We start from the raw sequence: 18,521 nt of genomic DNA on the forward strand, positions 1-18,521 counted from the left end.
CGCGCAAAGGAGAGATTCTGATGCGCGATTGCACCAAGTTTTACATCGATGGCCAGTGGGTCGATCCGGTCGAGGAAAACACCGTCCCGGTCGAGAACCCGGCGACGGAAGAGACCATCGGCCACATCAGCTTTGGTACCAAGGCCGATGTCGACAAGGCGGTTGCCGCCGCGCGCCGTGCCTTCGAAAGCTTCAGCCTGACCAGCAAGGAAGAGCGCCTCACCCTGCTGCGCGCGATCCAGGCCGAGATCGAGAACCGCAAGGAAGAGCTCGCGACCGCTGTCAGCGACGAGATGGGCGCGCCGATGAGCCTTGCGAATGGGCCGCACGTCGGCCTTCTCGCCGGGCACTGCGCCAAGGCCATCGAGATCCTCGAAGGTTTCGAATTCGAACGCCAGGACGGCCCGACGCTCCACGTGTGGGAGCCGATCGGCGTGGTCGGCATGATCACCCCGTGGAACTGGCCGCTGAACCAGATCGCCTGCAAGGTTTTCCCCGCGCTCGCGACCGGCAACACCATGGTCCTGAAGCCGTCGGAAATCGCGCCCTTCAACGCCTATATCTTTGCCGAGATCATGGACGCGGCCGGCGTTCCCGCGGGCGTGTTCAACCTCGTCAATGGCGACGGGCCCGGCGTGGGCGAGGCCATTTCGGGTCATCCCGATATCGACATGGTCAGCTTCACCGGCTCGACCCGCGCGGGCGTGCTGATCGCCAAGAATGCGGCGGACACGGTCAAGCGCGTGGCGCAGGAACTGGGCGGCAAGAGCCCGAACATCGTGCTCGACGATGGCGCCTTTGCCCAGTCGGTTGCCAAGGGCACCGTCGCGATGATGGGCAATTCGGGCCAGACCTGCACCGCGCCGAGCCGCATGCTCGTGCCGCACAAGCGCATGGAAGAGGCCAAGGCCGCTGCCAAGGAAGCCGCCGAGGGCGTGATTCCCGGCGATCCCAAGGGCAACGCTGCCATCGGCCCGGTGGTCAGCCGCACGCAGTGGGACAAGATCCAGGGCCTGATCGAGAAGGGTATCGAGGAAGGCGCGACGCTGGTCGCGGGCGGTCCCGGCAAGCCCGAGGGTCTGGAGACCGGCCACTACGTCAAGCCGACCGTCTTTGCCGATGTCGACAACGACATGACCATCGCGCGCGAGGAGATCTTCGGGCCGGTCCTGACGATCCTCGGCTATGACGATTACGAGGACGCGATCCGCATCGCCAACGACACTGAATACGGCCTCGCGAGCGCGATCACCGGTGAGGATATTGAGCTTGCCCGAAGCCTTGCGAAGCGCATCCGTGCCGGCCGCGTCGCGATCAACGGCGGCTACGACATGAACGCAGCCTTCGGCGGCTACAAGAAGTCAGGCAACGGCCGCGAATGGGGCGAGTGGGGCTTCCACGACTTCCTCGAAGTGAAAGCCGTAATGGGCCACAGCTGATGGCGGGCAAGTTCTTCGACGAGTGGGAAATCGGCGACAAGCTGACCCACGAAATCCGGCGCACGGTGACCGAGGCGGACAACCTCTTCTTCACCACCATGACCCACAACCCCCAGCCGCTGCACCTCGATGTGGAAGCGGCGAAGGAAAGCGAGTTCGGGCAGATCCTCGTCAACGGGACCTACACGTTCTCGCTTATGGTGGGACTGAGCGTAGGCGACACCACATTGGGCACCCTGGTAGCGAACCTCGGCTACGACAAGCTCGTGATGCCCAAGCCTGTCTTCATCGGCGATACGCTGCATGCGACGAGCGAGGTGATCGGCCTGAAGGAAAGCCGCTCCCGGCCCGATGCCGGGATCGTCACCTTCCTGCACGAGGCGGTTAACCAGCGCGGCGAGGTCGTGTGCCGCTGCGAACGTGCGGCGTTGCTAAAGAAATCGGCCTGACTCCGTCCCGCTCGGAGACGCGACCCCTGCCGCTATTGCGCGATTGACCCGACCCCGGCTTTGCTTGACAGAAGGCAAAACCGTGGGGGCGGGTTCGCACACAAGATGGCAGTGATCGCGATCTACAGCGTGAAGGGGGGCGTGGGCAAAACGACCCTGGCTGCCGATATGGCCTATCGCTGCGCGGCGATAGGCGGCCACCGGACGCTGCTCTGGGACCTCGATCCGCAGGGTGGTTCGGGTTTCCTCTACCAGGCCAATCCGCGCAAGGTTGGCCGGGCTGCTTCGCTCTTCCACCGCGAGGGAAAGCCGAAAGACCTAATCGAGCCGACCCACTACAAGGGGCTCGACATCCTACAGTCGGACGACAGCCTGCGCAGCCTGCCATTGCAATTCGCGCGGATCGGCCACCGTACCAAGCTTGCCAATCTCATCGCCCTGCTGCGCGCCCGCTATCGGCGCATCGTGCTCGACTGCCCGCCGATGATGAACGAGGTCAGCGAGCAGATCATCGCCGCAGCTGATGTGATCGTCTGCCCGGTCACCGCATCGCCCCTTGCGCGCCGAGCGCTCGGCCAGGTCCGCAGCGAAGTGAAGCGGGCGGCCGGTTCGCACCCCCCGATCCTGCCGGTGCTCTCGATGTACGATGTGCGGCGCACCAAGCACCGCGAGATTGCCGAAAGCGAAGCCAAGGGCTGGCCGACCATTCCGCAATCCAGCCTGGTCGAACAGGCAGCCTGGCATCGCAAGCCGCTCCCCGAGTTCGCCAACTGGTCCGAAGCGTCGCGCTCGATGGGGCGGCTCTACGCTGCGGTCGAGGTGAAGATGATGCAGCTCGACTGTTTTTGACCTGCGGTAACCTTTGGCGGCTCCAAACGTTGGGGTGGCGAGAGAGGCAACTGTGACCGATCATGAACTGGCCAGTGTGAGCGAAGTGCTTGGCGAGCTCGACGAGCTTTCCACGCATGGCGACACCGTGCGCGTTGCCGACGTCCTCGACGATTTCGGGGGGCGCAGTTTCGGGCCCTTCATCATGATCCCTGCGCTTCTGGAAATGACCCCGGTCGGCGGCATTCCTGGAGTTCCGACGGCGCTCGCGCTGATCATCGCACTGATCGCGGTTCAGTTGCTCTTGTCGAGGGACCATGTGTGGATGCCCGATTTCGTCCAGCAACGCGCGGTCGGCTCGCGCAAGTTGCACAAGGCGGTCCAAAAGCTGCGCGGCGTGGGCGAATTCCTCGACCGGCACAGCGAAGGGCGCCTGGAACGGCTGACCGAAGGGCCCGCCATCAAGGTGATAGCGATCGCGATAATCGCCTTGTGCTGCACGGTGCCGCCGCTTGAATTCCTTCCCTTCGCAAGCACCATCCCGATGCTGGCGATCGCGATCCTCGGCCTCGCCCTGACGGTACGCGACGGCGCGCTGGTTCTCGGCTCCCTCGTCTTCACGCTCATCGCCACGACGCTTGGCATCGCCGCCTACCTCAACGCTTGACCCCGCCCGCCTGCGTGGCGCACACTCGGCCCGGATTGGCGATCGGGAGGGGAGAGCCGGTGAAGATGATAAGCAAGAGCTGGGTCGCGCTGGCTGCTTTGGCGGTTGCGGGATGCGATCTTGCCGGCGGCGGCGAGGCGACCGAAGCGCAGCGCGGTGACGGCACCGATACGATCGAGCTCGCCGAGTTCCCGGACCGGCCCTATTGGGGCGATACCCACCTTCATACCGATGTGTCGGTCGATGCGTTCGGCTTCGGCGTGCGCCTGGGCGCCGAAGAGGCCCTGAAATTCGCCCGCGGTGACACCGTGACCGCGACAACCGGAATGGAGGCCAAGCTCGATCGGCCGCTCGATTTCCTGGTCATCTCCGACCACTCGGACGCGATGGGCGCGACGCGCCGGCTGTACGATTCGCCCCGCATCCTCGTGCGCGACCCGACGCTCAGGCGCTGGTACGACATGATGCACGAAAGCCCGGAGCAGTCGACGCGCGCCGTGGCAGAGCTCATCACCGCGGCGGCCAACGACGAAATTCCGGCAGCCCTGCGCGATCCCGAACGCCAGGCGAAGGCGACGCGCGATCTATGGGACAACCACCTTGCGCTGCTCGACCGCTACAACCGGCCGGGCGAGTTCACCGCTTTCGCCGGGTTCGAGTGGACGCTCATGCCCGATGGCAACAACCTCCACCGCGTGGTGATGTTCAGGGACGGTAGCGTGAAGACCGGGCAGGTTGTGCCTTTCCCAGGCCTCGACACGCAGGTTGAACAGCTGTGGGACTACATGGAGGCCTATGAGGCCAACACCGGCGGGCAGGTTCTCGCCATTCCACACAACTCTAATCTTTCGAACGGCATCATGTTCGACCTTGTCGGCCCCGATGGCGGAGCGATGAGCGCGGATTACGCCCGTCGCCGCGCGCGCTACGAACCGGTGGTCGAGGCGACGCAGATCAAGGGCGACAGCGAAACGCACCCGTTCCTCTCGCCGAACGACGAGTTCGCCGCCTTCGGTGTGGCCGGCTGGGAGCTCGGCAACCTGCCGCTGACCCAGAAATCCACACCCGACATGTATGCGGGCAGCTATGTTCGCAGCGGCCTCTTGCGCGGCCTGACCCTCGAACAGCAGATGGGGGTCAATCCCTACGCCTTCGGCCTGATCGGCTCGACCGACAGCCACACGGCGCTCGCGACCGGGGACGAAGACAATTTCTTCGGCAAGCACACCGGCAACGAACCGCGCGCCGATCGCGCGATGGCCGGGCAAAACCTCGGCACCCGGGTCGGGCGGTTCGGCTGGCACTACCTGGCCGGTGGCTACGCAGCGGCCTGGGCGCGCGGAAACACGCGTGCGGAAATCTTTGACGCTTTCATGCGGCGCGAGGTGTACGCCACCACGGGTCCGCGCATGGTGCTGCGCCTGTTCGCAGGTTTCGATTTCTCGGCAGACGATTGGGACGGCGACTGGGTGCGCGCGGGCTACACTCGCGGCGTGCCCATGGGCGGCGACCTTGAAGACAGCGGCCGCGCGCCGGTCTTCCTGATTTCCGCGCTCAAGGATCCCGAAGGCGCGAACCTCGACCGCATCCAGGTGGTCAAGGGCTGGGTGGATGCCAATGGCGAGGCGCAGGAGCGGGTCTACGATGTTGCCTGGTCCGACATGGAAGGTTCGCGCCGCAGCGTGGGCGGGGCAATTCCGCCGGTGGGCGATACGGTCGTCCGGCGCGAGGCGACCTATGAGAACACCATCGGCACCGCCGAGCTGCGCGCGACCTGGCGGGACCCCGATTACCGCGCCGGACAGCGCGCCTTCTATTATGTGCGCGCGCTCGAAATCCCGACACCGACGTGGGTGCTGTTCGACGCCAAGCGCTTCGGCTTCGACCTGCCGGCGGACGTGGTGGAGGCCAATGTGATCCAGGAACGCGCCTATTCCTCGCCTGTCTGGCTGCGCCCGCGCCGGGCGAGCGACGCGCCGCGCACCATGGGCGAGGGATGATAAGAAGAGCGCTGCGCGATCCGCTCGCGCACTTCCTCATCGCAGGAGCTGCCATCTGGGGCGGCCTTGCGCTGCTGGGTGAACCGGTCGACCCCGCCAGCCGCACCATCGAGCTGTCGCGCGAGCGGCAGGAGGGCATTGCGCTGGGCTTCGAGAGGATGATGGGCCGCCCGCCGACCGATGCGGAAATGGACGCCGCAGTCGAGCGCTGGGTGCGCGAGGAGGTGCTCTACCGCGAGGCGCTGCGCCTTGGCCTCGACGATGGCGATGCCGTGGTCCGGCGGCGACTGGCGACCAAGATGGACGAACTCGCGGGAGCCGAGGCGGAGATCGCTCGTCCGAGCGATGAAGCGCTCGAAACATGGCTTGCCGCACGGCCCGAGGCCTACCGGACGGGCGGGATGACCAGCTTCGAACAGGTGTACTTCGCCAGCGAGGGCGCGGCCCGCGCTGCGCTGGGTACCACGGGACCGCAAGGCGAGGCCATCAGCCTGCCCGCCTCTATGAGCAAGGCGTCATCACGAGAGATAGCCGAACGCTTTGGCCAGCAATTCGCTGATGCTCTGGCAGACCTGTCTCCAAGCGATGCGTTGCAGGGCCCGGTCGAGTCCGGTTTCGGCTGGCACCTGGTCCGTGTCACCGAGCGAGAGGACGGGGCGCTGCCGCCGCTTGAGGACATTCGCGAGCGGGTCGAGGCGGACTGGCGCGGGGCGACGATCTCCGAGCGTCGGGAGCGGGCCTATGCGCTGCTGCGCGAGGCCTACACGGTCGAGGTGGAATGATCCGCTGGCTCGCTGCCCTGGTGCTGCTGTGCCTTGGCGCGCCCGCGCTTGCCGATGAAATGCGGCCTGTCTCGATCCAGTTCGAGCAGCTGTCGGAGGTCCGGTGGGAGCTCGGCTGGCGGCAGCCGATTGCAAGCGCTTCGGCAGACCGCGATGCGGTGCCCGTCCTGCCCGAAACCTGCCGTATAGAAGGCGCGGTCGATTGGCGGATGGCGCCCCTGTCTTCGGTCGGAAAAGCGCAGGTTTCCTGCAGGGGCGATGTCGCGGGCAAAGCCATCGGGTGGCCCGCGTTCCTCGGCCAGGGCGAAGCCATCCTGCGGGTCGCGCCTTTGGGACGAAACCTGCAGGTGCACCGCCTGACGCCCGAAGAACCGAGCGCAGTGATCGCCGCCAAGCCGTCTTCCGCTCAGGTCTGGCGCAGCTACTTCCTCATAGGCGTGGAGCACATCCTCGCCGGCTGGGATCACCTCCTGTTCGTGATCGCGCTGGTCCTGCTGGTTGCCCGCCCCTGGCCGGTCATCAAGGCGGCGACGGCCTTCACGATCGCGCATTCGATCACGCTCGCCGCGGTGACCCTTGGCTTTGGCGGGATCCGGCAAGACGCGGTCGAGGCGCTAATCGCTCTGTCGATCGTCTTCCTCGCCGTCGAGATCGCGCGCGGGAAGGCCGAAACAGTGACCCGGCGCCTGCCCTGGCTGGTGGCTTTCGCTTTCGGCCTCCTGCACGGCTTCGGCTTTGCCGGTGCCCTGCGCGAAATCGGCCTGCCCGAAGGCGATATCCCTGCTGCGCTCATCAGCTTCAACCTCGGGGTCGAGGTGGGGCAGTTGCTGGTCGTCGCAGCGGTGCTTGCGCTGATGGCGCTATTGCGCCGCATCAGGCCAGAGGCGGAGGCCCAGACGCTACGGCTGGCTTCCTACCCCATCGGTATCATCGGTGCCTACTGGCTGGTGGATCGGCTGGTCGGCTAGCCAAGCAGGCCGATGACGAGGCCGTAGAGCGTGAACTGCAGCGTCGCATAGCCGCCGTCGATCAGCCACAGCGCGAAGGGGCGCTGGGCGAAAAGGTAGTTGATCCCGAAGGTCGCTGCGACCCAGCCAAGGCCTGCGGCAAAGCCCGCGGCGGTGGCAAACTCGACGCCCGGCTGCGGCCCGAGGAATGCGGCAAACACGGCAGCCGCGATCAGCGAAAGGACAAAGGCGCCGCCGAAGACCGTGGCCATGCTGGCGTTCTTCTGGTCCTCCTCGGTGATCCCCACAAGCGCAGCCCATTTCTTGCCGAACAGCGGCCCGTACCACAGCCCCCCCAGCACAAAGGCCGAAACGGCGGCAGCGATAATCGCGATCCAGTTCAGTTCCATCGTATTCTCTCCCCCTCGAACGAAATCAGTCCGCTGCTTCCAGATTTCGGCGCAGCATCCCGATCGAATAGACATTGCCGGCCTTGAAGAACTCGAGCAGCCGGCTCGATCCCTCGTCGGCGCCGTAGCCAAGGCCGGTGATGCGCAGCCTGGTGCGACCGTCGGCCAGCGGTTCAAGCTCGTATACGCCCCACATGTCGGCGAAGAGCGCCGGGTCGACCGGGCCGTCGGCGGGCGCGTATTCGACCCGGATCGCCAAGAGCCTTTCGGGCACTACGGCGAGGATGCGGTGGCGGATGTTGCGCGGATCGCCCGCGCTCGCGCCCTCGTGGTAGCCGCTTTCGATAGAGCCCCCGTTGCGCAGGTCGAAACGGGCGTAGGTAGGGCCCCAGGCCTTCCAGCCGTCCTCGGTCGATAGCGTCGCCCAGACGTCCGCGAGCGGGGCATCGATCACGGCTTCGTGGACAAGCGTGCGCGATCCGTCACTCTCTTCGACGACGCGCGCCTCGACCGGATCGTCCGCAGCAAGGGCCGGTGCGGAGAGCGCGAACAGCGCCGTGGCTATAGCGGCAAGTCTCATGCGGCTTCCTTCGCTTTGTCGAGCAGCAGGTCGATATGGCTGCGCAACACCGCAACATTGCGGTCGAATACGCCGATGTCGCGCGCAGTGCGGGCCTGCATGATCGCCCCTTCCATGGTGGTGAGGATGAACTCGGCCAGCGCGCGGCGGTCGGTGCTTGCAGGCAGGCGGTCGCCGGCTTCCTCCAGGCATTGCTCGACCGCGCCGATCCAGTTCTCGAAATTCACCTGCAGCAGCTCTCGTATGCGCGGATCGGGTTCGGAAATTTCCAGCGCGAGGTTTCCGATGGGGCAGCCGTGGGCGTAGTCGCTCATCAGCAGGCCGGTGCGATAGCCGTTCAGCAGCGCGAAGATCTTGTCGATCGGATCGGTCACGTCGACCCAGGCGAAGTCGAGCAGGTTCTCCTGGATGCCGTCGCGGTAGAATTCGAGCACCGCGACCAGCACGTCCTGCTTGCCGGGGAAGAAGTGGTAGAGGCTGCCCGAATGAACCTGGCTGCGACTGAGGATGTCGGAGATCGAGGTCGACTGGTAGCCCTTCACATAGAACAGCTCGAGCGCGGTCATCACGATCTTCTTGCGGGTGTCGGCGTTCATGCTCATCCTCTTGATTGAGCGTTCAACCAAGCATGAGTTGAGCGTTCAATCAAGTGAAAATTGCGCTCAGAGTGATTGTGGCGCCGGTCAACTTGCCATTCACGCCTTGGCCCCTACATAATCGGGAACGAAAGGAATCCGCGCATGAGCGACCAGAATTCTCCGCCCGAGCCCGAGGGCAATGGGCCCAATCCGTGGGTTAAAAGCCTGATGATCTGGGGCGGGATTTTCCTTGCTCTGCTGATGGTCGTCTCGGTTTTCGGCGGCGGGTCGAGCACTCCGGGCTCGCAGATTGCCTATTCCGATTTCCGCGAGCGGGTCGCTGAAGGCTCGGTCGCCAGCGTGCAGATTTCCGACACGCAGATCGTCGGCGAAACCAAGAATGGCGAGCAGTTCTCGACCGTACCGGTCTCGAACGACACCTCGCTTCCGCAGCTGCTGGAAGACAACGGCGTGCGCTATTCGGGCGTCGAGGCGGAAAGCGGCAACATATTGCTCTACGCGCTGATCCAGATCCTGCCCTTCGTGCTGATCCTGGGGATCGCCTTTTTTGCCCTGCGCCAGGTCCAGAAGGGCGGCGGCGCGGGCGGCGCGATGGGCTTCGGCAAGTCCAAGGCCAAGATGCTCACCGAAAAGCAGGGCCGCGTCACCTTCGACGATGTCGCCGGCATCGACGAAGCGCGCGAGGAACTGGAAGAGATCGTCGAATTCCTCAAGGACCCGCAGCGCTTCTCCAAGCTCGGCGGCACGATCCCCAAGGGCGCGCTGCTGGTCGGTTCGCCGGGTACCGGTAAGACGCTGCTCGCACGCGCTATCGCGGGCGAAGCCGGCGTGCCCTTCTTCACCATCTCGGGTTCGGACTTTGTCGAGATGTTCGTCGGCGTCGGCGCAAGCCGAGTGCGCGACATGTTCGAACAGGCCAAGAAGAACGCGCCCTGCATCCTCTTCATCGACGAAATCGACGCGGTCGGCCGCAGCCGTGGCCACGGCCTCGGCAATTCGAACGACGAGCGCGAGCAGACGCTGAACCAGCTGCTGGTCGAGATGGACGGCTTCGAAGCCAACGAAGGCATCATCATCATCGCGGCGACCAACCGTCCCGACGTGCTGGACCCCGCGCTGCTGCGCCCGGGCCGTTTCGACCGCCAGGTCGTGGTGCCGATCCCCGATATCGACGGCCGCGAGAAGATCCTCGCCGTGCACATGAAGAAGGTGCCGCTGGCACCTGACGTGAACCCGCGCACCATCGCGCGCGGTACGCCGGGTTTCTCGGGTGCGGACCTTGCAAACCTCGTCAACGAGGCGGCCCTGCTGGCCGCGCGCCGCAACAAGCGCCTCGTCGCGATGCAGGAATTCGAGGACGCCAAGGACAAGGTCATGATGGGCGCCGAGCGCAAATCGATGGTCATGGACGAGGACGAGAAGAAGATGACCGCCTATCACGAGGCAGGCCACGCGCTCGTCTCGATCAACGAGCCGGCATCGGACCCGATCCACAAGGCGACGATCATCCCGCGCGGTCGTGCGCTGGGCATGGTGATGCGCCTGCCGGAACGCGACAACTACTCCTACCACCGCGACAAGATGCACGCGAACCTTGCCGTCGCCATGGGCGGCCGTGTGGCGGAAGAAATCATCTTCGGTCACGACAAGGTCTCGAGCGGCGCGTCGGGCGATATCCAGTATGCGACCGATTTGGCGCGCAACATGGTCACCAAATGGGGCATGAGCGACAAGCTTGGTCCGCTGCAGTACGAGGCGAGCCAGGAAGGCTACCTTGGCATGCAGGGCACCCAGCGCACCATGGCCGGCGCGGAAACCAACAAGCTGATCGACGCCGAGATCAAGGCGCTTGTCGAAGGCGGTCTCAAGCGAGCGAACGATGTTCTGCGCGAGCAGGAGGACAAGCTCCACCTGCTGGCCCAGGCGCTGCTCGAATACGAGACGCTGACCGGCGAAGAAATCGACCAGCTGATGAAGGACGGCAAGATCGACCGTCCGGACGAGCCCAAGGGCCCGGTCGCAATCAAGCCGGTCGCCGGTGCTGCCGTGCCCAAGGCCGGCAAGAAGTTCGGCGGAGGCCCCGCCCCGCAGGGCGCCTGACCTGACCATCCGACAGGCCCCGTTCAGGGGGCAGGAAATAGAGCCCTCCCGGTCACCATCGGGAGGGCTTTTTCATGCGCGTATCACTTGTGGTTCTGTCGGTTGCGGGCCTGGCCCTGGCGGTGCCATCGCACGCGGGCCCCTCGGCGGATGTGAACGCCCAGTCCTTCTATTCCACGGCGGTGGAGCTGAAGAGCAAGGGCATGCGCGCCATGTTCGATGGGCGCACCAAGACCATGCAGAAGCAAATGAAGGACGCCGGTCTCAGCGCCCGCGCCGCTAATCTCGCGGCTACCGAAAGCGGCAGCCCCCTGTTCTGCGTGCCCGATGCCGCGCGCAAGAAGGGCCTCGACGCCGAGCAGGTCATCGCCATTCTAGGCGGCCTGAGCCAGTCCACGCGCTCGCGGCTCACGCTGGAGGCAGCCTGGCTCGAGGCGCTCAAGCGCCGCTATCCGTGCTGAGGCCGGGCTAGAAGAGGCCGAGCAACATTAGCAGCGAGGTGAACATCCCGAGGATGATCACGATCAGCACGCTGAGCACCGACAGACGCCAGAACGCCGAGAAGCGCGACAGGCCATAGGCACCGCGCAGGTGCTTGTAGATATGGATCGGCGGAACCAGCAGCGAGGCGAACACGACGAAGGGGGTCGGCGCTCCGGCCAGGCCCGCCAGCACGATGCCCAGGATCAGCATCGTCATGAAGCTTAGCGAATAGGTCACGAAGATCGCGTGGTCATAGGCCTTGAAGCGCCGCTTCCACAGGAACATGGCCCAGACAAAGGGGATCGACAGCGGGATCAGCAGCCAGCTGAATTTGTAGAAGTTGGTCTGCAGCTTGTAGAGCATCAGGCCGGGGTTCTTCTCCCACTTTTCGAGGCCTGCCTTGATCCAGCCAGCCTCTTCCAGGCGGACGTTCCAGTCCTCGTCCGGGGTCACGCGCACGGGTAGATTGGCTGTCGCCACCTCCGTCTCGCTCTCGGCCTTGAGGAAGGGCAATTCCTCCTGCGCGACCGTTAGGGCAGCCAGCTGGTCCTCGACCTCCTTGAGCTGTTCCTGCGCGCGGTTTCGCTGCGTTTCGCTGCTCTCCTCGTCCGCGATGCGTGCGCTCAGGACATCGCGGCGTCCCTCGAGCCGCTCGACCTGCTCTTCCGCCAGCTCGCCAAGCTGCCCTTCCGTGTTGCCGGTGAAATCGGTGGGCGCGCTAATCCCTGCAAACTGGAAGACCGCGAACATCAGGAAGATCGAGAACAGGAACAGCGCCATCGGGCTGACGAAGCGTGTCCGCTCGCCATCGATGTAGCGCCGCGTCAATTCGCCCGGTTTGACCGCAAGCATGGGCAGCGTGCGCCAAGTCTTGCTGTCGAAATGGACCGCGCCATGCGCGACGTCGTGCATGAAGGCGCTCAGCGTGCGGTGAAGGTGAGCCTTCTGCCCGCACTGGTGGCAATGCTCGCCCACCAGCGCCGTGCCGCAGTTGAGGCAAGCGCCCTCGTCGAAATGCCCCTTGCTGAGCGCGGGACCGCCGCCCGGCTTTTCCGAAACGGCCCTGGCGAACAGGCCGCCTTCGGCTGCTGTCCCGAGCCCCTCGATAATATCGCTCATGCCACCTCCTGTCGGCTTGCAGGATAGGCCCTGTGCAGGATGCTGCAACGCAAAAAGGCCGCCCGGAAGGCGGCCTTTCTACGATTGTCCAGCAATGCGAAGGATTTAGCCTTCGTAGTCGGCCCCAATCGAGGTCGAACGGGTCGGCGCCGATGCGGTGATGCGCAGCGCTTCGGCCGACTGGCTGAGCGAGCTGACTTCATCCATCTCGTCGTCATCGTCCGGCAGGATCTTCTGCAGGTTGGTGACAGCGGCCTCCTGGAGGTCCTTGGGCTTGATCGTCTGCTCGGCGATTTCGCGCAGGGCGACGACCGGGTTCTTGTCGCGGTCGCGCTCAAGGGTCAGCTCCGCACCGCCCGAAATTTCGCGGGCCCGCTGGGCAGCCAGCAGGACGAGATCGAAACGGTTGGGGACCTTGTCTACGCAGTCTTCGACGGTAACGCGCGCCATGGGGCACTCCGATAATCTAGAGAATCCGGGAAAGGCGGGCAGATAGGCGGCGAGGGGCGACTAGTCAAGGATTTGCGCCGTGCGCAGGTCGCGCTAAGGCTGCACGCGCAATGGGCGATAACACGCACACACAAACCGGGCCCGCCTATCGCGATCCGCCGCCGTTTTCAGCCGAAGCGCAAGGCCAGTCGCTCACCTTCTATCCTGCGGGCGAGGACAGGCGCGAGGCGCTGATGGAGCTGGTGCGTTCGGCGAAGGAAACGCTCGACGTCTGCTTCTATATCTTCGCCGAGGACGAGGTTTCGACGCAGCTGCGTGACGAGCTGTGTGAGGCAGCCAGGCGCGGGGTCGATGTTACCCTGATCATCGATCGTTTCGGCGCCTCGGCCTCCGACAAGTTCCTCAAACCGCTGATCGATTGCGGTGGGCGGTATTATTACTTCAGCCCGCGTTTCGGGTTCCGCTATCTCATCCGCAACCACCAGAAGATGGTCATCGCGGACGAGAAGCGTGCCATGTTCGGCGGTTTCAACATCGAAGACGACTATTTCGCGCCGCCCGAGCGCAACGGGTGGAACGACCTTGCCATCCATATCGAAGGCGATGCGGTCGACGGGCTCTGCGACTGGTTCGCCAAGCTACGCGACTGGACCGATGACGAGCACGCGCACTTCCGGGCCATCCGCAAGACGGTTGCCCAATGGGCCTGGACGTCGGACAGCGGCCGCTCGCGCTGGCTGGTCGGCGGCCCGACGCACGGGCTGTCGACCTGGGCCCGATGCGTGACGCGCGACTTGAAGGAGGGCGAGAAGCTCGACATCTTCATGGCCTATTTTTCGCCGCCCTACTCCCTGCTGAAGCGCATCGCGCGGGTGGCACAGAAGGGACAAACACGCCTGCTGATGGCCGCCAAGAGCGACAATGGCGCAACGCTGGGCGCAACCCGTTCGCTCTACAATTACCTGCTCAAGCGGGGGGCGAAGATCTGGGAATTCAGCCCCTGCAAGCTGCACACCAAGCTGCTCGTGCTCGACGATGCGGTCTATATGGGAAGCGCCAACTTCGACATGCGCAGCCTCTACCTCAATCTCGAGATCGTGCTGCGGATCGAGGATGCGGACCTCGCCGAACAGATGCGCGACTTCGTTTCGCGCCATATCGAGGCATCGGAAGCGATCACCCCGGAAACGCACCAGGAGCGTGCGACCGTGTGGAACCGCATGCGCTGGTGGGCCGGCTGGGTGCTGGTCTCGGTGATCGACTACACCGTCGCGCGGCGGCTGAACCTCGGCATCTGACCTATTCGTAGTCGTCGGTGTAGCGCACGTCGGGACTGCTGAACTTGGTGATCTCGCTGTGGAACAGCAGCGGGACGTTGCCGGTTGAACCGTGGCGCTGCTTGGCGACGATCAGCGTCGCCTTATTGACCAGTTCGAGGTGACGCGCTTCCCACTCGGCGTATTTCATCCGCACCTCTTCGGACGAGGTTTCGTCGGGCGTGTCGGGCTTCAAGGCGTTGTGGTAATATTCGCCGCGGTAAATGAACCACACCATGTCGGCGTCCTGCTCGATCGAGCCGGATTCGCGCAGGTCCGAAAGCTGCGGGCGCTTGTCGTCGCGGCTCTCCACCTGACGCGAGAGCTGCGAGAGGGCGATCACCGGCACGTGCAGTTCCTTCGCCAGCGTCTTGAGGCCGCGGCTGATCTCGGAGATTTCGTTGACGCGGTTGTCGCTCGCACGGCCCGAGCCCTGCAGGAGCTGGAGGTAGTCGACGATCACCAGGCCGATATCGTGCCGCCGCTTCAACCGGCGCGCGCGGGTGCGCAGTGCGCCGATGGTGAGCGCGGGGGTGTCGTCGATGTAGAGCGGAAGGTCGGTCAGTTCCTGGCTGGCGAAGGACAGGCGCTGGAACTCCTCGCGGCTCAATTTGCCTGAACGCAGCTTCTCCGAGGAAATCTCGGCCGTTTCGGCAAGGATACGCGTGGCGAGCTGGTCGGCGCTCATTTCCAGGCTGAAGAAGGCAACGCCGGCTCCCGGCGACTTGTCGAGGTCGATGCCGGCCTTCTCGTCATCCATCCGCCGCCGTGCGGCGTTGAAGGCGATGTTCGTGGCGAGCGAGGTCTTGCCCATGGCGGGGCGCCCCGCGAGGATCACGAGGTCGGAATTGTGCAGGCCGCTCGTCTTGTCGTTGATCGTGTCGAGGCCGGTCGTCTTGCCCGAAAAACGCCCGCCCGAATTCATCGCCGCCTGCACGACTTCGAGCGCGCCGAAAGCCGCCTTGCGGAAGCTTTGTGCCTCGTTCCCGGTGCTCGCCCCTTCGGCAACGCGGTAGAGATCGGCTTCGGCCTGCTCGATCTTGCGCAGCGGTTCCACCTCGTCCGAAGTGTCGAGCGCGCCTTCGACGAGATTGCGACCGACGCTGACCAATTCGCGCAGCAGCGCGAGGTCATAGATCTGCTCGGCCAGCTCGCGCGGGTGCAGGAGGCCCTGTCCGTCGGCCGTGAGCTGGGCGAGATAGGTCACACCGCCCAGCTGCTTCAGCGCTTCGTCGCTTTCGAAATAGGGCTTCAGCGTCACCGGCGTCGCCACCGAATTGCGTTCCAGCAGCTTGTGCACGCGCTCGTAGATGCGCTGGTGCACCGGCTCGAAGAAATGCTCCGCCATGAGCGGCGTGGTGAGCTCCTCGATAACCTTGTTGTCGATCAGCACCGCGCCCAGGAACGCCGCCTCAGCCTCGAGGTTTGCAGGCAGGACCGGGCCCTTCGCGGGCTTCTCGGACGTCGAATCGTCGGCGGGAAAAAGGAGATCGGTATCGGCCATCGCTCCTAGATGCCTTTTGCGCCCGCCGAGTGGAAGGCGCGAGGCGGACGAAATTTTTCGATCGCCGGCTCTTGCCCTGTGGATAGTGGGGACACGTCTGCAACCCCTTGCCGCGACCCATGCGATACTGCCAAAGCAGCCTGCAACGCATGACCGATTCCACTTCCTCTCCGGGCGACCATCGCATCGCGCATATCGAGCTCGACGAGGAGACGATCATCTGGCGCAACGCCGATATCGAACAGGAACGCAAGATCGCGATCTTCGACCTCATTGAGGAGAATGTCTTCAAGCCGCTGCGCGCGGTCGAACGCGGAGCTACCGGCCCCTACCGCCTGAAGCTTGCGGTGCGCGACGGGCGGCTGCTGATGACGATCGCCGACCAGGATGAACAGCTGCTGGAAGAGCTGCTGCTGGGCCTGGCGCGTTTCCGCCGCCCGATCCGTGAATACTTCGCCATCTGCGACAGCTACTACCAGGCCATTCGCAAGGCGACGCCGATGGAGATCGAGACGATCGACATGGCCAGAAGGGGTGTTCACAACCGCGCCGCGGAGCTGCTGGTCGAACGGCTCGAAGGCAAGGTCGAAACCGATTTCGCCACCGCCCGCCGCCTCTTCACGCTGATCTGCGTGCTGCACATCAAGGGGTGAGGGGCGATCATGGCAAAACGCCCGCGCAGGAAACGCCGTTTCAGGTTTCCGCGCCTGCTTTCGCGGGCGGGGAAGGTGTCGCTCTTCCTGGTTCTGATCGCCGGGATCGGCGGGGCCTATGCGTGGAGCGAAGGGCGCTCCTGGCGACCAGACGAAGCGCTTTGGCCCGACCAGGGCGCGCTTGTCGGGGCGGTCGATGGCGCGGTGGATTTCGGCACGGTCGCGGGTCTTGGGGCGCAGTTCGTCTATCTCGAAGCGAGCGACGGGGCGGGACGCAAGGACCCGGCCTTCGCGCAGAACTTCGCCCGCGCGCGGGCGGCAGGGTTGCAGGTCGGTGCCGCACACCGGTTCGACCCCTGCGCCGTGGCCGATGGCCAGTCGGCGAATTTCGTGACCATGGTGCCGCGCGATGGCACATTGCTGCCGCCGGCCATCCTGCTCGAGGGAACGGCGGAGGACTGTCCTGCGCGCGTTTCGGACGCCGCGGTGCAGAGCGAGCTGATGACGCTGGTCAACCAGATCGAGGCGCACAGCGGGAAGCCCGCCATCCTCGCCCCTGAAGAAAGCTTCGAGGAAGCCTATGCCCCGTCCCGGCGGATCGATCGCCAGCTCTGGCTTACGCGGAGCTGGTTCGAGCCCGAATACGCCTCGCGCCCCTGGCTGATGTGGACGGCCAACCGCTGGTACCAGACCGAAGCGGCGCAGCAGCCGCTGCGCTGGGTCGTGGTCCAACCCTGAGGAACCGATTATGACCGATGACGCGCTGATTGCCGCCGCCCGGGATGCTGCCAAGCACTCCTATTCGCCCTATTCCAACTTCGCCGTCGGCGCGGCGCTGCGCTTTGCCGATGGCAGCTTGGTGACCGGCACCAATATCGAGAACGCGAGCTACGGCCTCGCGCTCTGTGCGGAAACGATCGCCGTCTCGAAAGCGATGGCCGACGGCGTGCGCGGCGGTCTGGAAGCAGTCGCCGTGATCGGACCGGGCGCTGATCCGATTACCCCGTGCGGACGCTGCCGCCAGGTCCTGAACGAACTCGCCCAGCTTGGCGGAACCGACCCGGACATTTTGTGCGTGGGGCCCGACGACGTCCGGCGCCTGAAGCTGTCCGACCTGCTGCCCCACGCATTCGGCCCGGCGAGCCTCGCGTGATCTCGCGCCGCTCCGCGCTCGGCCTCCTTGGCGGCGCAGCGGGAGTGGCCATGGCTCCGGGTGCGCTTGCAGCAAGTCCACCGCGGGTGAAGCCTCCTCGGCTGCGCGCCGGCGATACGGTCGGTCTTGTTGCGCCGGCGAGCGCGGTCACGCTTCCCTACGAGCTTGACCGGGCCCTGCACTGGGTCCGCGGTATGGGTCTTGTTCCCAGGCAAGGAGCGAACCTTGGCGAACAGTTCGGCTATCTCGCGGGCCAGGACGCCCAGCGCGCCGAAGACATCAACGCCATGTTCGCCGATCCGGACGTGCGGGCCATCTTCGCGGTTCGCGGCGGCTGGGGCGGGGCGCGCGTGCTCGAGCGGCTCGATTGGGATGCAATTCGCGCCCATCCCAAGCTGGTGATCGGCTACAGCGACACGACCGCTCTCCATTTCGCGATTGCCACGCGGGCAGGCTATCCCTCGCTCCACGCGCCGAACGCGGCGAGCCGATGGGAAGCGGCAAGCTGGGAAAGCCTGTGGCGCATCGCCTTTGCCGGCGAAGCGGTCACATTGGGCGGCGACAAGCTGGAGGCGGAGGTCGGCAGGCCCGGCCAGACACTGGTTCCCGGCATCGCACGTGGGCGTCTGATCGGCGGCAACCTAACCATCCTCTCCACCCTCATGGGCACGCCATGGCTGCCCAGCATGGACGGGGCGATCCTGTTTTTGGAGGATATCAACGAAGAGCCCTACCGGATCGATCGCATGCTCCAGCAGCTCAAGCTGGCGGGAGTCTTCGACATGGTTTCCGGAGTGGTCTTTGGCCAGTGCACGCGCTGCGCCTCGCGCGATCCCGAGTACCGCGGCTTCTCGGTCGAGGATGTCCTTGCTCAGCACCTGGGGGAACTGGGTAAGCCGGTGATCACCGGCTTCAACACCGGGCATGTACGCAACCAGCTGGTGCTGCCGGTTAAGACGCGGGTGGAGCTCGACGCCGGCGCGCGGACGCTGCGTATGCTCGAGCCTGCTGTCGCCTGAAGCCCGCTTGCGTTTCCTGCGAC

Annotated in this window: 20 protein-coding genes; 14 read left to right on the forward strand and 6 right to left on the reverse strand. The window is 65.0% G+C overall.

Going from position 1 to position 18,521, the window contains the following annotated elements; all coding sequences use genetic code 11:
- The first annotated feature begins 20 nt into the window (after positions 1-20).
- The 7 genes from KUV82_RS02860 (at position 21) to KUV82_RS02890 (ending at position 7,133) form a co-directional block, all read left to right on the forward strand.
- The gene (locus KUV82_RS02860) at positions 21-1,439 is read left to right on the forward strand and encodes an aldehyde dehydrogenase family protein (RefSeq protein WP_219955399.1); all 1,419 of its coding nucleotides are present in this window, start codon (positions 21-23) and stop codon (positions 1,437-1,439) included.
- Positions 1,439-1,888 carry a MaoC family dehydratase gene (locus KUV82_RS02865; RefSeq protein WP_219955400.1) on the forward strand — a complete coding sequence of 150 codons (450 nt, stop codon included), beginning with the start codon at positions 1,439-1,441 and terminating at the stop codon, positions 1,886-1,888. Before KUV82_RS02860 ends, KUV82_RS02865 begins: the two co-directional genes overlap by 1 nt.
- Before the next feature lie 141 nt (positions 1,889-2,029).
- Positions 2,030-2,737, forward strand: a complete 708-nt coding sequence (locus tag KUV82_RS02870; protein ID WP_258319817.1) for a ParA family protein — start codon at positions 2,030-2,032, stop codon at positions 2,735-2,737.
- A 52-nt stretch (positions 2,738-2,789) separates the two neighbouring features.
- A complete protein-coding gene (locus KUV82_RS02875; protein WP_219955402.1) occupies positions 2,790-3,383 on the forward strand; it encodes an exopolysaccharide biosynthesis protein in 594 nt (197 codons plus the stop codon).
- A gap of 65 nt (positions 3,384-3,448) precedes the next feature.
- Positions 3,449-5,383, forward strand: a complete 1,935-nt coding sequence (locus tag KUV82_RS02880) for a DUF3604 domain-containing protein (RefSeq protein ID WP_219956185.1) — start codon at positions 3,449-3,451, stop codon at positions 5,381-5,383.
- Positions 5,380-6,165, forward strand: coding sequence for a peptidylprolyl isomerase (locus KUV82_RS02885; RefSeq protein ID WP_219955403.1), 786 nt, complete (start codon positions 5,380-5,382; stop codon positions 6,163-6,165). Before KUV82_RS02880 ends, KUV82_RS02885 begins: the two co-directional genes overlap by 4 nt.
- Positions 6,162-7,133 (forward strand): HupE/UreJ family protein, encoded by a 972-nt coding sequence (locus KUV82_RS02890; protein WP_219955404.1) that lies wholly within the window; start codon positions 6,162-6,164, stop codon positions 7,131-7,133. The genes KUV82_RS02885 and KUV82_RS02890 overlap by 4 nt, the downstream gene beginning before the upstream one ends.
- On the opposite strand, the gene KUV82_RS02895 is transcribed toward KUV82_RS02890, so the two are convergent.
- Genes KUV82_RS02895 through KUV82_RS02905 form a run of 3 tightly spaced genes read right to left on the reverse strand, consistent with a single transcriptional unit; the run spans position 7,130 to position 8,698 of the window.
- Positions 7,130-7,522, reverse strand: a complete 393-nt coding sequence (locus KUV82_RS02895; protein WP_219955405.1) for a DUF1761 domain-containing protein — start codon at positions 7,520-7,522, stop codon at positions 7,130-7,132. The genes KUV82_RS02890 and KUV82_RS02895 overlap by 4 nt on opposite strands.
- A gap of 25 nt (positions 7,523-7,547) precedes the next feature.
- Positions 7,548-8,102, reverse strand: a complete 555-nt coding sequence (locus KUV82_RS02900; protein WP_219955406.1) for an SRPBCC family protein — start codon at positions 8,100-8,102, stop codon at positions 7,548-7,550.
- Positions 8,099-8,698 carry a TetR/AcrR family transcriptional regulator gene (locus KUV82_RS02905; RefSeq protein ID WP_219955407.1) on the reverse strand — a complete coding sequence of 200 codons (600 nt, stop codon included), beginning with the start codon at positions 8,696-8,698 and terminating at the stop codon, positions 8,099-8,101. The genes KUV82_RS02900 and KUV82_RS02905 overlap by 4 nt, the downstream gene beginning before the upstream one ends.
- A gap of 144 nt (positions 8,699-8,842) precedes the next feature.
- Here KUV82_RS02905 and ftsH point away from each other — a divergent pair, with 144 nt between their 5' ends.
- Together ftsH and KUV82_RS02915 are read left to right on the forward strand one after the other, a co-directional pair.
- Positions 8,843-10,801, forward strand: a complete 1,959-nt coding sequence (ftsH, locus tag KUV82_RS02910; RefSeq protein ID WP_219955408.1) for an ATP-dependent zinc metalloprotease FtsH — start codon at positions 8,843-8,845, stop codon at positions 10,799-10,801.
- Between the two features lie 74 nt (positions 10,802-10,875).
- On the forward strand, positions 10,876-11,262 hold the full coding sequence (locus KUV82_RS02915) for a hypothetical protein (protein ID WP_219955409.1): 387 nt from the start codon (positions 10,876-10,878) through the stop codon (positions 11,260-11,262).
- A gap of 7 nt (positions 11,263-11,269) precedes the next feature.
- On the opposite strand, the gene KUV82_RS02920 is transcribed toward KUV82_RS02915, so the two are convergent.
- Together KUV82_RS02920 and rpoZ are read right to left on the reverse strand one after the other, a co-directional pair.
- Positions 11,270-12,403 carry a DUF3667 domain-containing protein gene (locus tag KUV82_RS02920; protein WP_219955410.1) on the reverse strand — a complete coding sequence of 378 codons (1,134 nt, stop codon included), beginning with the start codon at positions 12,401-12,403 and terminating at the stop codon, positions 11,270-11,272.
- Between the two features lie 105 nt (positions 12,404-12,508).
- Positions 12,509-12,853, reverse strand: a complete 345-nt coding sequence (gene rpoZ / locus KUV82_RS02925; RefSeq protein ID WP_219955411.1) for a DNA-directed RNA polymerase subunit omega — start codon at positions 12,851-12,853, stop codon at positions 12,509-12,511.
- Positions 12,854-12,963: 110 nt separating this feature from the next.
- Between rpoZ and KUV82_RS02930 the strand changes: the two genes are divergently transcribed.
- Complete coding sequence (locus KUV82_RS02930; protein ID WP_219955412.1) at positions 12,964-14,151, forward strand: phospholipase D-like domain-containing protein; 1,188 nt, start codon at positions 12,964-12,966, stop codon at positions 14,149-14,151.
- Position 14,152: 1 nt separating this feature from the next.
- Here KUV82_RS02930 and KUV82_RS02935 read toward each other — a convergent pair whose 3' ends face one another.
- Positions 14,153-15,673: a replicative DNA helicase gene (locus KUV82_RS02935; protein WP_219955413.1), complete on the reverse strand. Its 1,521-nt coding sequence runs from the start codon at positions 15,671-15,673 to the stop codon at positions 14,153-14,155.
- A 149-nt stretch (positions 15,674-15,822) separates the two neighbouring features.
- Between KUV82_RS02935 and KUV82_RS02940 the strand changes: the two genes are divergently transcribed.
- The 4 genes from KUV82_RS02940 to KUV82_RS02955 all read left to right on the forward strand — a co-directional run bounded on the left by KUV82_RS02940 (position 15,823) and on the right by KUV82_RS02955 (position 18,498).
- Entirely contained in the window at positions 15,823-16,326 is a 504-nt protein-coding gene (locus tag KUV82_RS02940) for a UPF0262 family protein (RefSeq protein WP_219955414.1), read from the forward strand.
- Between the two features lie 75 nt (positions 16,327-16,401).
- A complete protein-coding gene (locus KUV82_RS02945; protein ID WP_258319818.1) occupies positions 16,402-17,064 on the forward strand; it encodes a glycoside hydrolase family 25 protein in 663 nt (220 codons plus the stop codon).
- A gap of 10 nt (positions 17,065-17,074) precedes the next feature.
- Positions 17,075-17,479: a cytidine deaminase gene (locus KUV82_RS02950; protein WP_219955416.1), complete on the forward strand. Its 405-nt coding sequence runs from the start codon at positions 17,075-17,077 to the stop codon at positions 17,477-17,479.
- Positions 17,476-18,498: a S66 peptidase family protein gene (locus KUV82_RS02955; protein ID WP_258319819.1), complete on the forward strand. Its 1,023-nt coding sequence runs from the start codon at positions 17,476-17,478 to the stop codon at positions 18,496-18,498. The genes KUV82_RS02950 and KUV82_RS02955 overlap by 4 nt, the downstream gene beginning before the upstream one ends.
- The last annotated feature ends 23 nt before the right edge of the window (positions 18,499-18,521 follow it).

The organism is Qipengyuania flava (genome assembly GCF_019448255.1).
Classification (GTDB): Bacteria; Pseudomonadota; Alphaproteobacteria; order Sphingomonadales; family Sphingomonadaceae; genus Qipengyuania; species Qipengyuania flava_A.

Excerpts from the sequence above, each read along its gene's own strand:
- KUV82_RS02860 (WP_219955399.1), top strand. The coding sequence starts at position 21 with ATGCGCGATTGCACCAAGTTTTACATCGATGGCCAGTGGGTCGATCCG.
- KUV82_RS02865 (WP_219955400.1), top strand. The coding sequence starts at position 1,439 with ATGGCGGGCAAGTTCTTCGACGAGTGGGAAATCGGCGACAAGCTGACC.
- KUV82_RS02880 (WP_219956185.1), top strand. The coding sequence starts at position 3,449 with ATGATAAGCAAGAGCTGGGTCGCGCTGGCTGCTTTGGCGGTTGCGGGA.
- KUV82_RS02885 (WP_219955403.1), top strand. The coding sequence starts at position 5,380 with ATGATAAGAAGAGCGCTGCGCGATCCGCTCGCGCACTTCCTCATCGCA.
- KUV82_RS02890 (WP_219955404.1), top strand. The coding sequence starts at position 6,162 with ATGATCCGCTGGCTCGCTGCCCTGGTGCTGCTGTGCCTTGGCGCGCCC.
- KUV82_RS02895 (WP_219955405.1), bottom strand. The coding sequence starts at position 7,522 with ATGGAACTGAACTGGATCGCGATTATCGCTGCCGCCGTTTCGGCCTTT.
- KUV82_RS02900 (WP_219955406.1), bottom strand. The coding sequence starts at position 8,102 with ATGAGACTTGCCGCTATAGCCACGGCGCTGTTCGCGCTCTCCGCACCG.
- KUV82_RS02905 (WP_219955407.1), bottom strand. The coding sequence starts at position 8,698 with ATGAACGCCGACACCCGCAAGAAGATCGTGATGACCGCGCTCGAGCTG.
- ftsH (WP_219955408.1), top strand. The coding sequence starts at position 8,843 with ATGAGCGACCAGAATTCTCCGCCCGAGCCCGAGGGCAATGGGCCCAAT.
- KUV82_RS02915 (WP_219955409.1), top strand. The coding sequence starts at position 10,876 with ATGCGCGTATCACTTGTGGTTCTGTCGGTTGCGGGCCTGGCCCTGGCG.
- KUV82_RS02920 (WP_219955410.1), bottom strand. The coding sequence starts at position 12,403 with ATGAGCGATATTATCGAGGGGCTCGGGACAGCAGCCGAAGGCGGCCTG.
- rpoZ (WP_219955411.1), bottom strand. The coding sequence starts at position 12,853 with ATGGCGCGCGTTACCGTCGAAGACTGCGTAGACAAGGTCCCCAACCGT.
- KUV82_RS02930 (WP_219955412.1), top strand. The coding sequence starts at position 12,964 with ATGGGCGATAACACGCACACACAAACCGGGCCCGCCTATCGCGATCCG.
- KUV82_RS02935 (WP_219955413.1), bottom strand. The coding sequence starts at position 15,673 with ATGGCCGATACCGATCTCCTTTTTCCCGCCGACGATTCGACGTCCGAG.
- KUV82_RS02940 (WP_219955414.1), top strand. The coding sequence starts at position 15,823 with ATGACCGATTCCACTTCCTCTCCGGGCGACCATCGCATCGCGCATATC.
- KUV82_RS02950 (WP_219955416.1), top strand. The coding sequence starts at position 17,075 with ATGACCGATGACGCGCTGATTGCCGCCGCCCGGGATGCTGCCAAGCAC.